This window comes from Streptococcus infantis (assembly GCF_964243025.1).
GTDB lineage: Bacteria > Bacillota > Bacilli > Lactobacillales > Streptococcaceae > Streptococcus > Streptococcus infantis_N.
This window is the reverse complement of record NZ_CAXTDJ010000002.1, coordinates 308,679-323,000: the sequence shown is the minus strand read 5'-3', so window position 1 is coordinate 323,000 and position 14,322 is coordinate 308,679. Positions and strand designations below refer to the sequence as shown.

The window sequence follows — 14,322 nt, the reverse complement described above, 5'->3', positions numbered from 1 at the left end:
TGGCTCGGTAGCTCAGTTGGTAGAGCAATGGATTGAAGCTCCATGTGTCGGCGGTTCGATTCCGTCTCGCGCCATTTCTTATATAATACGGAAGGGTAGCGAAGAGGCTAAACGCGGCGGACTGTAAATCCGCTCCTTCGGGTTCGGGGGTTCGAATCCCTCCCCTTCCATCTTATACGGGCATAGTTTAAAGGTAGAACTAAGGTCTCCAAAACCTTCAGTGTGGGTTCAATTCCTACTGCCCGTGTTAAACGTTATGGCGGGTGTGGTGAAGTGGTTAACACATCAGATTGTGGCTCTGACATTCGGGGGTTCGATTCCCCTCACTCGCCTATTTTATATTATTGGGGTATAGCCAAGCGGTAAGGCAAGGGACTTTGACTCCCTCATGCGTTGGTTCGAATCCAGCTACCCCAGTTACTATTTGCCGGCGTGGCGGAATTGGCAGACGCGCTGGACTCAAAATCCAGTGTCCGCAAGGACGTGCCGGTTCGACCCCGGCCGCCGGTATAGTAATAAAGACAAGGTTTTTGGACCTTGTCTTTTTAATTTCTCTTCCATTTTTTCTTTCAGAGTTACTTAAAATTTCTTATTTTTCCTAAATTTTATTGTAAACCTCAATGTTCAATATTACTTTACTATATATTTACTAAATCTTAATTTATTTCTTTATAAATTTAACTATAATAGGTCTATACCATTTACAAATTACTCAGAAAGGTTTATAATGTTATTGACATAATAAATATTAGAAAAATGAATTACGGAGGTTATCATTATGCCTAAATATATTAAAGCGGATCAATTTTTCTATCCTCATGGTGTGCGCCGTGGTGGTTTTCTTGAACTAGTTGATGGAAAATTTGGTAAGCATGTGGATCAAGTATCTGAGGACGCAGAAATTATTGACTATACTGGTTATAGTATTGCTCCTGGTCTTGTTGATACACATATTCACGGATTTGGTGGGGTTGATGTTATGGATAATAACATCGAAGGTACTCTTCACACAATGAGTGAAGGTCTTCTTAGCACAGGTGTTACTAGTTTCCTACCAACTACTCTAACATCATCATATGAACAATTATTAGCTGTTACTGAAAATATTGGTTCGCGTTATCAAGAGGCTTCTGGAGCTAAAATTCGTGGGATTTACTTTGAAGGTCCATACTTTACTGAGGAATTTAAAGGAGCTCAAAACCCTGCTTACATGAAAGATCCTCGCATGGATGAATTTCGTGCTTGGCAGAAGGCTGCTAATGGTCTTCTAAATAAAATTGCCCTTGCACCTGAACGTGAAGGTGTTGAGGACTTTGTACGTACGGTTACTGGTGAAGGTGTTACTGTTGCTTTAGGTCACTCGAATGCAACTTTTGATCAGGCTAAGAAGGCTGTTGACGCTGGTGCAAGTGTTTGGGTTCATGCTTATAATGGTATGCGTGGGTTAACTCACCGTGAGCTTGGTATGGTTGGTGCTATGTATGAATTGCCACATACTTATGCTGAATTGATATGCGATGGGCATCACGTTGATCCTAAGGCCTGTGACATTCTACTTAAACAAAAAGGCACTGAAAATATTGCTCTTATCACTGACTGTATGACAGCGGGTGGTTTGCAGGATGGTGACTACATGCTAGGAGAATTCCCAGTTGTGGTTGCAAATGGTACTGCACGTCTCAAATCTACTGGGAACTTGGCAGGTTCTATTCTCAAACTTAAAGACGGTTTGAAAAATGTTGTTGAATGGGGTATTGCAAATCCACATGAAGCAGTTATGATGGCCAGTCTCAACCCAGCAAAATCAGTTCATATTGATGACGTTTGTGGACAAATCCGTGAAGGCTACGATGCTGACTTTATCGTTCTTGATAAGGATTTGGAATTGGTGGCAACTTACCTTGATGGTGAAAAACGTTATCAAGCATAATCTCTAAAGTAGAAACTAGTTTAGTTTCTACTTTTTTTAATTTAGTTTGTTAACTTCTTCACATATTACTTGATTTTATTTTTGAAAAGGCTTACAATTATGATATAAACAATACAAATTAAAAAACGGAGGTAAGCTTTATGAAAGCCTATACTTATGTTAAACCAGGACTTGCTTCATTTGTTGATGTTGACAAACCAGTTATTCGCAAGCCAACTGACGCTATTGTGCGTATTGTAAAAACTACTATTTGTGGAACAGATCTTCATATTATTAAAGGAGATGTCCCTGCATGTAAGAGTGGAACTATCCTTGGCCATGAAGGAATCGGGATTGTAGAGGAAGTTGGAGCAGGCGTTTCAAACTTCAAAAAAGGCGATAAGGTTTTGATTTCTTGTGTTTGTGCCTGTGGTAAATGCTACTACTGTAAAAAGGGTATCTATGCCCACTGTGAAGATGAAGGCGGTTGGATTTTTGGACATTTGATCGACGGTATGCAAGCAGAATATCTTCGTGTTCCTCATGCTGATAATACTCTCTATCACACTCCAGCTGATTTGTCTGATGAAGCCTTGGTTATGTTATCTGATATCCTACCAACTGGTTATGAAATTGGTGTCTTAAAAGGGAAAGTAGAGCCTGGTTGTAGTGTGGCTATCGTTGGTTCAGGTCCAGTTGGCTTAGCAGCTCTATTGACTGCTCAATTCTATTCACCTGCTAAATTGATCATGGTAGACCTAGACGATAACCGTTTGGATACTGCAGTTTCTTTCGGTGCTACTCATAAGATTAATTCTTCAGACCCTGAAAAAGCAATTCAAGAAATTTATGATTTAACAGATGGTAGAGGTGTGGATGTTGCTATAGAAGCTGTTGGTATTCCTGAAACGTTTGATCTCTGCCAAAAGATTATCGGTGTAGATGGAACAGTAGCCAACTGTGGTGTGCATGGTAAGCCAGTTCAGTTTGATTTGGATACTCTATGGATTCGTAACATTAACGTAACTACCGGTTTGGTTTCTACCAACACAACTCCTCAGCTTTTGAAAGCTTTAGAAAGTCATAAAATTGAACCAGAAAAATTGGTAACTCATTACTTCAAACTAAGTGAAATTGAAAAAGCCTATGAAGTATTTGGTAAGGCTGCAGATCATCATGCGATTAAGGTTATCATTGAAAACGATATTTCAGAAGGTTAATCGAATTTTGAATCCAGTTATTCTTTTTAGAATAGCTGGATTTTTTGAAAATATTAGATAATTCGTGAAAGCAAGCAAATTTCTTTCATTGTTCTTAAAATTTCGCTATAATATACGATACAAAGGAAATGAAACTATGTATCGAGTTATAGAAATGTACGGGGATTTTGAACCTTGGTGGTTCATAGAAGGATGGGAAGAAGACGTCATTAGTAGTAAGAAATTTGAAAATTACTATGATGCCTTGAAGTATTATAAATCTTGCTGGTTTGAACTGGAAAAGAAAATTCCACTATATAAAAGTCGAGGAGACTTAATGACCATATTTTGGAATCCGGAGGATAAGCGTTGGTGTGGGGAATGTGATGAATTTCTGCAGCAATATCATTCCTTGGCTTTACTGGAAGATGGTCAAGTTATACCAGATGAAAAATTCAGACCGGGTTATGAAAAACAAACTGGTTTAGAAATCCACCGGACGTGTCGCATCAAAAATGATGGAACAACTTTTTAATAAAGTTGTTCTTTTTTTGTATTTTCTTCGAATAATTAACTGAGGAGGGAATATGGTACAAGCACTTGCACAAGAATTGATTAGTCTCGCAAAAAAGGATGGAGCTCAGGATATCTATTTTATTCCCAAGGACAAGGTTTATGAGTTGCATATGCGAATAGGTGATGAAAGGCGTTTGATTAATAGCTATGACTTTGAAAAGTTGGGCGCAGTTATTAGTCATTTTAAATTTATTGCAGGGATGAATGTTGGAGAAAAGCGTCGTAGTCAGCTTGGGTCCTGTGATTATCAGCATGATGGCAAGGTTTCTTCACTACGCTTATCGACGGTAGGAGATTATCGTGGTCATGAAAGTTTAGTTATTCGCCTTTTGCATGATGAAGAACAAGAGTTGCGCTTCTGGTTTCAAGACCTTAAGGAACTAGAAAAGGGATTTAGGCAACGCGGCCTTTATCTATTTGCAGGACCTGTAGGAAGTGGTAAAACTACCTTAATGCATGAATTAGCTAAGTCATTGTTTAAGGGACAACAAGTCATGTCCATTGAGGACCCAGTCGAAATTAAGCAAGAAGAGATGTTGCAATTACAACTCAATGAAGCTATTGGACTGAGCTATGAAAACTTGATAAAACTTTCTTTGCGGCACCGCCCGGATCTTTTAATCATTGGGGAAATTCGAGATAGCGAAACAGCCCGTGCTGTTGTAAGAGCGAGCTTAACGGGAGCTACAGTGTTTTCGACCATACATGCAAAGAGTATTCGTGGGGTCTATGAGCGTCTTTTAGAACTTGGTGTCAGTGAGGATGAACTCGCAGTTGTTTTACAAGGTGTTTGCTACCAGAGACTAATCGGGGGAGGAGGAATTATTGATTTTGCAAACCAAAATTATTCAGAACACCAGGCAGAAAAGTGGAATGAGCACATTGATCAGCTTCTTAAAGATGGACATATCACTGCCCTTCAAGCTGAAACGGAGAAAATTAGCTACCAGTAAGCAGAAGAAAATTATCACTCTCTTTAACAATTTGTTTTCTAGTGGTTTTCACTTGGTAGAAATCATTTCCTTTCTTGATAGAAGTCTTTTGTTGGAGAAGGAATATGTTTCACAGATGCGCCTAGGACTATCGAAAGGAAAATCTTTCTCGGAAATGATGGGGAATTTAGGTTTTTCGAGTGCGATTGTCACTCAACTTTCATTGGCTGAAGTTCATGGAAATCTCCATTTGAGTTTGGGGAAAATTGAAGAATATTTGGATAATCTTGCTAAGGTCAAGAAGAAGTTAATTGAAGTTGCGACCTACCCACTTATTTTGCTAGCTTTTTTACTGTTAATTATGCTAGGATTGCGGAATTATCTCTTGCCCCAACTGGATAGTAGTAACATAGCTACCTTAGTGATTAGTAACCTGCCACAGATTTTTCTCGGACTTATTCTGGCACTAAGTCTTGCATCTTTAACAGGACTGATATTCTACAGAAAATCTAAGAAGATACAAGTCTTTTCTTATCTGGCTAGAATCCCCTTTTTAGGTGTGTTTGTTCAGTACTATCTAACTGCTTATTATGCTCGGGAATGGGGAAATATGATTGGACAAGGTTTAGAGTTGGCACAGATTTTCCAGATGATGCAGGAGCAAGGAGATCCTCTTTTTAAGGAAATTGGATACGATTTAGATCAATCTTTGCAAAATGGGCATGAATTTTCTAAGGTTGTTCAGAACTATCCCTTCTTTAGAAAGGAGTTGGGATTAATCATTGAATATGGAGAGGTTAAATCCAAGTTGGGAAGCGAATTGGAAATATATGCGGAAAAAACCTGGGAATCCTTCTTTACCCGAGTCAATCGGACCATGAACCTTGTTCAACCACTGGTCTTTATTTTTGTAGCCCTGCTAATCGTTTTATTGTATGCAGCTATGTTGCTGCCAATGTATCAAAATATGGAGGTAAATTTTTAGATGAAAAAAATGATGATGAAATTAAAAGAAACGAAGGTAAAAGCTTTTACACTGGTAGAAATGTTGGTGGTGTTGCTTATCATTAGCGTCCTACTTTTGCTTTTTGTGCCAAATCTTACTAAGCAAAAGGATGCAGTCAATGATAAGGGGAAAGCAGCTGTCGTCAAGGTGGTAGAAAGCCAAGCAGAACTCTATAGTCTGGATAAAAATGAAGATGCTAGTCTAGGTAAATTACAGGCAGATGGACGCATTACTGCTGAGCAAGCAAAAGCCTATAAAGAGTATCATGCCAAGCAAAATAAGAGTCAGTCAGTTGCAGATTAGGGCCTTTACCATGCTAGAAAGTTTATTGGTCTTAGGAATAGTCAGCCTGTTAGCCTTGGGCTTGTCGAGTTCAGTTCAGTCGACTTTTGCAGCTGTGGAAGAGCAAATTTTCTTTATGGAGTTTGAGGAACTTTATCGAGAAACCCAGAAGAGAAGTCTGGCTAGTCAGCAGAAGATCAACTTAATGCTAGAAGAGAGAAGTATTGGGAATGGCTATCAGAAATTAGCCATCCCTAAAGGCATTCAATTGCAGTCTAATCAGTCAATTACCTTTGATAAGGCTGGAGGGAATTCGTCTCTAGCTAGCGTGAGATTTCAAACAAGGAAAGAAGTGGTTCGCTACCAACTATATCTAGGGAATGGAAAGATTAAACGTATTCAAGAAGCAAAAAATTAAGGCAGTTATTCTACTGGAGGCAGTGATTTCACTCGCTATTTTTGCCAGTATAGCAACCCTCTTGCTGGGACAGATTCAAGAAAGTAGAAAAAGAGATGTAGAACTTCTAAAACAGGAAGAAGTTTTGCGAGTGGCTCGTATGGCGTTGCAGACTGGACAAAAGCAGTTGACTGTCAATGGCCTTACGGTTCATGTTGTCTCGAATGAGCAAGGTTTGGAGGTATACCATGGAACGGAGAAATTACTGGCGATTCAAGACAAGTAGGGTCAGAGCTTTTACACTTTTAGAATCCTTGGTTGCCCTTATCGTTATTAGTGGTAGCTTGCTTCTTTTTCAATCTATGAGCCGACTCTTGATTTCAGAGGTTCGCTACCAGCAGAGAAGTGAGCAAAAAGAATGGCTTTTATTTGTGGATCAGCTAGAAACAGAGCTGAATCGAGCCCAATTTGAAAAAGTGGAGAATGATAGGCTTTACCTCAAACAGGAAGGCAAACCCATTTCCATGGGTAAATCAAAGTCAAATGATTTCCGGAAAACAGACGCTAGTGGACGTGGTTATCAACCCATGGTCTACGGCCTAAAATCAGCTCGAATTCAAGAAAAAGGGCAGGAGTTGCACTTTCACTTTCAGTTTGAAAAGGGACTAGAGAGGGAATTTATCTATCGTGTTGAAAAAGAAAAAAGTTAGAGCAGGAGTTCTCCTATACGCTGTCACTATTGCTGGAATTTTTAGTCTTTTGTTGCAGTTTTATCTAAATCGGCAAGTAGCACATCATCAGGATTATGCCTTAAATAAAGAAAAACTTCTTGCATTTGCTATGGCTAAGAGAACCTATGAAAAAGCTACTTCTGAAAATGGAGAGCAGTCATTTAATGTAGGGAAGTCAACTTATCGAAATGACGAAAAATTCTTCACAACGACTATTGACACAGGAAAAAATCAGTTTGAATTTCACTTTTCTCCTTTAAAAAAGACCGGTCAAAAGTCTGAGAAAACAGAAAACAAGTCCAAAGAAGGAAATGAGGAGAAAACAGAAGAAGAGAGCAAAAAAGAGACTGCTAGGTCTTCAAAATTAGCACCTTCAAAGAAGGGCACAGAGTAGTTTGGACGAGGTTTTTACCTGAAATCATGCTATAATAGATACATATGGAGGACCAAAAATGGCAAGTGTAAAATTGTATCTAGTGCGTCATGGGAAAACAATGTTTAATACGATTGGGCGTGCTCAAGGCTGGAGTGATACTCCTTTAACAGCTGAAGGTGAGCGAGGTATTCACGAATTGGGAATTGGCTTGCGTGAATCAGGCTTAAAGTTTGAGCGTGCTTACTCGAGTGACTCAGGACGTACCATCCAGACTATGGGAATTATCCTTGAGGAACTAGGTCTGACAGGTCAAATTCCTTATCGTATGGACAAGCGAATCCGTGAGTGGTGCTTTGGTAGCTTTGATGGTGCTTATGATGGAGACCTTTTTATGGGGATTATTCCTCGTATCTTTAATGTCGATCATGTGCATCGTTTGTCCTATGCTGAGCTGGCTGAAGGTCTGGTAGAAGTAGACACAGCAGGTTGGGCTGAAGGATGGGAAAAGCTAAGTGGTCGTATCTGGGAAGGCTTTGAAGCCATTGCCAAGGAAATGGAAGCTAATGGTGGAGGAAATGCTCTCGTTGTCAGTCATGGAATGACAATTGGAACCATTGTTTACCTCATTAACGGCATGCATCCACATGGTCTTGATAACGGAAGTGTGACGATTCTTGAGTACGAAGATGGTCAGTTTTCAGTCAAGATTGTTGGGGACTGTAGCTACCGTGAAATTGGACGAGCTCAATTAGACGAGCAAGATAGTTCAGAACAATAAAATTCAGTACTAAATTTAGAAGAATTTTTAAAGGATTGATAGAATGCTAATGTCGTGCTTGCACAAGCTTCTGAGAGCTGAGTGCTTTGACAATAGCATTCTTTTTTGTTAGAATAGTATCAACATGAAAGCATAAGAAGGGACTGACAGAACTGTCGTCCCCTTTTGTCTATCTTATAAGGGGGAAATATGCTGTTTCAGAAAATAAAAGCCTATAAATGGCAGGCCCTGACTTCCTTGGTCATGACAGGTCTAATGGTAACGAGTTCACTCTTGCAACCACGTTATTTGCAGGAGGTTTTAGAGGCACTGTTAACGGGTGATAATGAAGCTATTTATACTATCGGTTTTTGGTTAATTCTTGTTGCCTTGATTGGTTTGGTTGCAGGTGGGATCAATGTAGTGTTAGCAGCTTACATTGCTCAAGGAGTTTCGTCTGACTTACGTGAAGATGCCTTTCGTAAGATTCAAACTTTTTCATACGCCAATATTGAGAAGTTTAATGCAGGGAACCTCGTTGTGCGTATGACCAACGATATCAACCAGATTCAAAACGTCGTTATGATGACCTTCCAAATCCTCTTTCGACTACCGATTTTATTTATCGGTTCCTTTATTCTAGCAGTTGTCACCCTACCTTCTCTGTGGTGGGTGCTAGTTCTCATGGTCGTTCTGATTGTTGCCATAATGGGTTTTATGATGGGAGTTGTGGGACCGCGCTTTGCAAAATTCCAGACCTTACTAGAGCGTATCAATGCCATTGCTAAAGAAAATTTGCGTGGTGTGCGCGTGGTTAAGTCTTTTGTCCGAGAAAAAGATCAGTTTGCTAAGTTTACGCAGGTATCCGATGAATTACTGAGTGAAAACCTTTATATCGGCTACGCCTTTTCTATCGTTCAACCTGTAATGATGATGATTTCATACGGGGCTGTCTTTCTTTCAATCTGGCTTGTAGCAGGTATGGCAGAGTCAGATCCGTCAGTAGTTGGTTCCATTGCTTCCTTTGTAAACTACCTGAGTCAGATTATCTTTACCATCATCATGGTTGGATTTTTGGGGAATTCAGTCACTCGTGCCATGATTTCCCTTCGTCGTATTCGTGAAATCCTTGATACAGAACCAGCTATGACTTTCGATGATGTGGAAGATGAAGAATTGGAGGGAAGTCTCAGTTTTGAAAATGTGACCTTTACCTATCCAAATGATGAAGAACCTATCCTAAAAGATGTATCCTTCGATATCGCAGCTGGTGAAATGGTTGGGGTTGTCGGAGCAACTGGTGCAGGGAAATCAACCTTGGCTCAGTTGATTCCACGATTATTTGACCCTCAGCAAGGTTCGATCAAGATTGGTGGAAAGGACATTAGGACAGTTAGTGAAGGGACGCTTCGTAAGACAGTTTCTATCGTCCTACAAAGAGCCATCCTCTTTAGTGGAACCATCGCAGATAATCTCAGACAAGGTAAGGGAGATGCGACAGTTTCAGAAATGGAACGCGCAGCTCGCATCGCCCAGGCCAGTGAATTTATTAGTCGTATGGACTTGGCCTTTGAAAGTCCGGTTGAGGAACGTGGGACTAACTTTTCTGGTGGACAAAAACAAAGAATGTCTATTGCGCGTGGGATTGTCAGCAATCCTCGTATCTTGATTTTCGATGATTCAACCTCTGCCCTTGATGCCAAATCGGAACGTTTGGTTCAAGAAGCCCTCAACAAGGATTTGAAGGGGACGACTACGATTATCATCGCACAAAAAATTAGCTCTGTTGTGCATGCTGATAAAATTTTAGTGCTTGACCAAGGTCGCTTGATCGGTCAAGGCAAACATGCTGACTTGGTTGCATCAAACCCAGTTTATCGTGAAATTTACGAAACGCAAAAAGGAAAGGAGGAGTAGGATGAAGACATTTCGATTTTTTTGGAACTATTTTAAAGTTTATAAGATATCCTTTATCGCTGTCATTGCTATGATTATCATTGCAACGATTGCACAAGCCCTCTTTCCAGTATTTGCAGGTCAAACAGTCACAGAACTGGCTAATTTGGTTATAGCTTATCAAAATGGAAATCCTGATATGGTTTGGCAAAGTCTATTAGGACTCCTAATCAATCTTGCTTATATTTTGATTGTGCTAGTGGTGTCGAGTCTTATCTATATGGTTTTGATGAGCCGTATTATTGCCGAATCGACAAATGAGATGCGTAAGGGACTTTTTGGCAAGCTTTCTCGCTTGACTGTTTCCTTCTTTGACCGCCATCAAGATGGTGATATCCTGTCACGTTTTACCAGTGATTTGGATAACATCCTACAGGCTTTCAACGAAAGTTTGGTGTCTGTTATGACCAATATTGCCCTTTATATTGGTTTGTTGATTGTCATGTTCGCAAAAAATGTGACCTTGGCTTTGATTACGATTGCTAGCACTCCGATAGCTGTTATCATGTTGATTGTCATTTTGAAATTGGCAAGAAAATATACCAATCTTCAGCAAAAAGAGGTTGGGAAGCTCAACGCCTACATGGATGAGAGTATTTCAGGTCAAAAAGCCGTTATTGTTCAAGGCATTCAAGATGATGTGATCGCAGGTTTTGTTGAGCAAAACGAGCGTGTCCGTAAAGCAACCTTTAAGGGCAGACTGTTTTCTGGAATTCTCTTTCCTGTCATGAACGGAATGAGCTTGGTCAATACAGCTATTGTTATTTTTGTCGGTTCAGCTGTCTTACTGAATGATAAGAACATCGAGACAGCAACTGCTCTGGGTTTGATTGTCATGTTTACCCAGTTTTCTCAGCAATATTACCAACCCATAATCCAATTGGCAGCTAGTTGGGGAAGTTTGCAACTTGCTTTTACAGGTGCTGACCGCATTCAAGAAATGTTTGATGCCGAAGAAGAAGTTCGCCCCCAAAATGCTCCAGCTTTCACAGAATTACGAGAGGGTGTGGAGATTCGAAACGTAGACTTCTCCTATCTTCCAGGGAAACCAATTCTAAAAGATGTCAGCATTTCAGCTCCAAAAGGGAAGATGATTGCAGTGGTTGGACCAACAGGATCAGGAAAAACGACCATCATGAACTTAATCAATCGTTTTTATGATGTGGATGCAGGAAGTATCAGTTTTGATGGTAGAGATATCCGAGAATTTGATTTGGATAGCTTGCGAAGTAAGGTAGGAATTGTCCTACAGGATTCTGTTTTATTTAGCGGAACCATCCGAGATAATATTCGCTTTGGTGTTCCTGATGCTAGTCAAGAGATGGTAGAAGCAGCTGCTAAGGCTACGCATATCCATGAATATATCGAAAGTCTACCAGATAAGTACGATACTCTGATTAATGATGATCAGAGCGTATTCTCAACCGGTCAAAAGCAGTTGATTTCTATTGCTCGAACCCTGATGGCAGATCCCCAGGTCTTAATTTTGGATGAGGCAACATCAAACGTTGATACTGTAACAGAGAGCAAGATTCAAAATGCCATGGAGGCAATTGTAGCAGGAAGAACGAGTTTTGTGATTGCCCATCGCTTGAAGACCATTCTCAATGCCGATCAGATTATCGTTCTCAAAGATGGTCAAGTCATTGAGCAAGGAAATCACCAGAAATTGCTGAAACTTGGTGGATTCTACGCAGAATTGTATCATAATCAATTTGTCTTTGAATAAAGAGAAGGTTGTCCTAGACTAGGGCAACTTTTTCTGATAAAAGAAACCTATCACAGTCTTTTAAAATACATATTAGACAGGAAGGAGTTGGAGTGATAAGATAGATTTATCAAAGGAAATTGAAAGGAAAACAGTATGGCAAGAACGGTTGTTGGAGTAGCTGCGAATCTATGTCCTGTAGACGCAGAAGGAAAAAATATTCATTCATCAGTCTCTTGTAAATTTGCTGAGAGTATTCGTCAGGTTGGCGGACTTCCTTTGGTCATTCCGGTTGGTGATGAGTCGGTGGTCCATGACTATGTAGAAATGATTGATAAGCTCATCTTGACTGGGGGACAAAATGTTCATCCTCAGTTTTATGGTGAGGAAAAAACAATTGATAGCGACGACTATAACCTAACTCGCGACGAGTTTGAGCTAGCTCTTCTACAAGAAGCTTTGCGTCAGAACAAGCCAATCTTGGCCATTTGCCGTGGCGTTCAGCTTGTCAATGTTGCCTTTGGTGGGACACTCAATCAGGATATTGAAGGTCATTGGCAAGGTCTACCTTTTGGGACTTCACATTCTATTGAGACAGTGGATGGCAGTGTCGTGTCTAAATTATTTGGTAAAGAAAGTCAGGTTAATTCAGTGCATCGTCAGAGCATTAAAGATCTGGCACCCAATTTCCGTGTGACGGCTGTGGATCCACGCGATCAAACTGTTGAAGCAATCGAATCTATCGACGAACACCGTATTATTGGTCTCCAGTGGCATCCAGAATTCTTGGTCAATGAAGAAGATGGCAACTTAGAATTATTTGAGTATTTATTGAATGAATTATAACGACTAGAATCTTGGTCGTTTTTTTATTCATTATTTACGAATCTTTATAGAATCGTGTTTTTACGCAAACGTTTGAATTGTGATAAAAATTGGAAATTTTTAGTATAAAAACTTGAAAAAATTGTTAGTAAGCGTTATGATAGAAAAGAAGAAATTTTGGAGGAATACTATGTCACATATTAAATTTGATTATTCAAAAGTATTAGACAAATTTGTTGCACCACATGAAGTGGAATACATGCAAGCACAAGTTACAGCAGCAGACGAATTGATCCGTAAAGGAACTGGTGCTGGGAGCGACTTCTTGGGTTGGTTGGACCTTCCTGAAAACTACGACCGCGAAGAATTTGACCGCATCTTGAAAGCTGCTGAACAAATCAAAGCAGACAGCGATGTTTTGGTGGTTATCGGTATCGGTGGATCTTACCTTGGAGCGAAAGCTGCCATTGACTTCTTGAACCACCACTTTGCAAACTTGCAAACAAAAGAAGAACGCAAAGCACCACAAATCCTATACGCTGGAAACTCCATCTCATCTACTTACCTTGCTGACTTGGTAGAGTATGTTGCAGATAAAGACTTCTCAGTAAACGTGATTTCTAAATCAGGTACAACAACTGAACCAGCTATTGCTTTCCGTGTCTTCAAAGAACTTTTGGTTAAGAAATACGGACAAGAAGAAGCTAACAAACGTATCTACGCAACAACTGACCGCCAAAAAGGTGCTGTTAAGGTTGAAGCAGATGCTAACGGTTGGGAAACATTTGTTGTTCCAGATGATATCGGTGGACGCTTCTCAGTATTGACAGCAGTTGGATTGCTTCCAATCGCTGCGTCAGGTGCAGACATCAAAGCCCTTATGGAAGGTGCTAACGCAGCTCGTAAAGACTACACTTCAGATAAAATCTCTGAAAACGAAGCTTACCAATATGCAGCTGTTCGTAACATCCTTTACCGTAAAGGTTATGCAACTGAAATCTTGGTAAACTACGAGCCATCACTTCAATACTTCTCAGAATGGTGGAAACAATTGGCTGGTGAGTCAGAAGGGAAAGACCAAAAAGGTATTTACCCAACTTCAGCTAACTTCTCAACAGACTTGCACTCATTGGGTCAATTTATCCAAGAAGGAACTCGTATCATGTTTGAAACAGTTGTCCGTGTTGACAAACCTCGTAAGAACGTAATCATCCCTACTTTGGAAGAAGACCTTGACGGACTTGGCTACCTTCAAGGAAAAGATGTTGACTTTGTAAACAAAAAAGCAACTGACGGTGTTCTTCTTGCCCACACTGACGGTGACGTACCAAACATGTACGTGACTCTTCCTGAGCAAGATGCCTTCACTCTTGGTTACACAATCTACTTCTTCGAATTGGCTATCGCCCTTTCAGGTTACTTGAACGCCATCAATCCATTTGACCAACCAGGTGTTGAAGCCTACAAACGTAACATGTTTGCCCTTCTTGGTAAACCAGGATTTGAAGAATTGAGCAAAGAACTTAACGCTCGTCTATAATTGACTAAAAAGAGTGGTTTTACCACTCTTTTTGTTTTTTCTCGAAAAGAGAAATTGGACTCTGGCGAGACTTGTGATATAATATAGAGAGCGAAAAGGCAGATGCCTAGAGACTTTATAGGAGAAGA

General features: G+C 40.1%; 15 protein-coding genes and 6 tRNA genes. All 21 read left to right on the top strand.

Translation table 11 applies throughout. From position 1 onward, the window contains the following. Position 1: 1 nt before the first annotated feature. The 21 genes from ACESNQ_RS03915 to ACESNQ_RS03815 all read left to right on the top strand — a co-directional run bounded on the left by ACESNQ_RS03915 (position 2) and on the right by ACESNQ_RS03815 (position 14,194). A tRNA-Phe gene (locus ACESNQ_RS03915) sits at positions 2-74 on the top strand. A 15-nt stretch (positions 75-89) separates the two neighbouring features. Next, positions 90-170 (top strand) — tRNA-Tyr (locus tag ACESNQ_RS03910). 6 nt (positions 171-176) lie between these two features. Then, a tRNA-Trp gene (locus ACESNQ_RS03905) sits at positions 177-247 on the top strand. A 12-nt stretch (positions 248-259) separates the two neighbouring features. After that, positions 260-332, top strand: a tRNA-His gene (locus ACESNQ_RS03900). A gap of 13 nt (positions 333-345) precedes the next feature. Continuing rightward, positions 346-417: transfer RNA gene (locus ACESNQ_RS03895), tRNA-Gln, on the top strand. A gap of 9 nt (positions 418-426) precedes the next feature. Beyond that, a tRNA-Leu gene (locus tag ACESNQ_RS03890) sits at positions 427-510 on the top strand. Between the two features lie 268 nt (positions 511-778). Beyond that, positions 779-1,930: an N-acetylglucosamine-6-phosphate deacetylase gene (nagA, locus tag ACESNQ_RS03885; protein WP_373075164.1), complete on the top strand. Its 1,152-nt coding sequence runs from the start codon at positions 779-781 to the stop codon at positions 1,928-1,930. 140 nt (positions 1,931-2,070) lie between these two features. Continuing rightward, positions 2,071-3,129, top strand: a complete 1,059-nt coding sequence (locus ACESNQ_RS03880) for a zinc-dependent alcohol dehydrogenase family protein (RefSeq protein WP_004251543.1) — start codon at positions 2,071-2,073, stop codon at positions 3,127-3,129. Between the two features lie 136 nt (positions 3,130-3,265). Beyond that, the gene (locus ACESNQ_RS03875) at positions 3,266-3,643 is read left to right on the top strand and encodes a DUF1033 family protein (protein ID WP_373075161.1); all 378 of its coding nucleotides are present in this window, start codon (positions 3,266-3,268) and stop codon (positions 3,641-3,643) included. Positions 3,644-3,695: 52 nt separating this feature from the next. Beyond that, on the top strand, positions 3,696-4,637 hold the full coding sequence (gene comGA / locus ACESNQ_RS03870) for a competence type IV pilus ATPase ComGA (RefSeq protein ID WP_049494535.1): 942 nt from the start codon (positions 3,696-3,698) through the stop codon (positions 4,635-4,637). Further along, positions 4,585-5,601 (top strand): competence type IV pilus assembly protein ComGB, encoded by a 1,017-nt coding sequence (gene comGB / locus ACESNQ_RS03865; protein WP_373075178.1) that lies wholly within the window; start codon positions 4,585-4,587, stop codon positions 5,599-5,601. Before comGA ends, comGB begins: the two co-directional genes overlap by 53 nt. After that, positions 5,602-5,925 (top strand): competence type IV pilus major pilin ComGC, encoded by a 324-nt coding sequence (gene comGC / locus ACESNQ_RS03860; RefSeq protein WP_373075159.1) that lies wholly within the window; start codon positions 5,602-5,604, stop codon positions 5,923-5,925. Next, positions 5,888-6,322, top strand: coding sequence for a competence type IV pilus minor pilin ComGD (gene comGD, locus ACESNQ_RS03855; RefSeq protein WP_373075157.1), 435 nt, complete (start codon positions 5,888-5,890; stop codon positions 6,320-6,322). The genes comGC and comGD overlap by 38 nt, the downstream gene beginning before the upstream one ends. Further along, positions 6,285-6,587: a competence type IV pilus minor pilin ComGE gene (comGE, locus tag ACESNQ_RS03850; RefSeq protein ID WP_314944890.1), complete on the top strand. Its 303-nt coding sequence runs from the start codon at positions 6,285-6,287 to the stop codon at positions 6,585-6,587. The genes comGD and comGE overlap by 38 nt, the downstream gene beginning before the upstream one ends. After that, positions 6,550-7,011 (top strand): competence type IV pilus minor pilin ComGF, encoded by a 462-nt coding sequence (gene comGF / locus ACESNQ_RS03845; protein ID WP_314944888.1) that lies wholly within the window; start codon positions 6,550-6,552, stop codon positions 7,009-7,011. The genes comGE and comGF overlap by 38 nt, the downstream gene beginning before the upstream one ends. Then, the gene (gene comGG / locus ACESNQ_RS03840; protein WP_314944886.1) at positions 6,989-7,426 is read left to right on the top strand and encodes a competence type IV pilus minor pilin ComGG; all 438 of its coding nucleotides are present in this window, start codon (positions 6,989-6,991) and stop codon (positions 7,424-7,426) included. The genes comGF and comGG overlap by 23 nt, the downstream gene beginning before the upstream one ends. 58 nt (positions 7,427-7,484) lie before the next feature. After that, entirely contained in the window at positions 7,485-8,186 is a 702-nt protein-coding gene (locus tag ACESNQ_RS03835) for a histidine phosphatase family protein (protein WP_303407210.1), read from the top strand. A gap of 189 nt (positions 8,187-8,375) precedes the next feature. Then, on the top strand, positions 8,376-10,082 hold the full coding sequence (locus ACESNQ_RS03830; protein WP_373075153.1) for an ABC transporter ATP-binding protein: 1,707 nt from the start codon (positions 8,376-8,378) through the stop codon (positions 10,080-10,082). 1 nt (position 10,083) lies between these two features. Continuing rightward, positions 10,084-11,850, top strand: a complete 1,767-nt coding sequence (locus ACESNQ_RS03825) for an ABC transporter ATP-binding protein (RefSeq protein ID WP_373075151.1) — start codon at positions 10,084-10,086, stop codon at positions 11,848-11,850. Positions 11,851-11,985: 135 nt separating this feature from the next. Beyond that, positions 11,986-12,675 carry a gamma-glutamyl-gamma-aminobutyrate hydrolase family protein gene (locus ACESNQ_RS03820; RefSeq protein ID WP_004251575.1) on the top strand — a complete coding sequence of 230 codons (690 nt, stop codon included), beginning with the start codon at positions 11,986-11,988 and terminating at the stop codon, positions 12,673-12,675. 169 nt (positions 12,676-12,844) lie between these two features. Beyond that, positions 12,845-14,194 carry a glucose-6-phosphate isomerase gene (locus ACESNQ_RS03815; protein WP_006155372.1) on the top strand — a complete coding sequence of 450 codons (1,350 nt, stop codon included), beginning with the start codon at positions 12,845-12,847 and terminating at the stop codon, positions 14,192-14,194. The last annotated feature ends 128 nt before the right edge of the window (positions 14,195-14,322 follow it).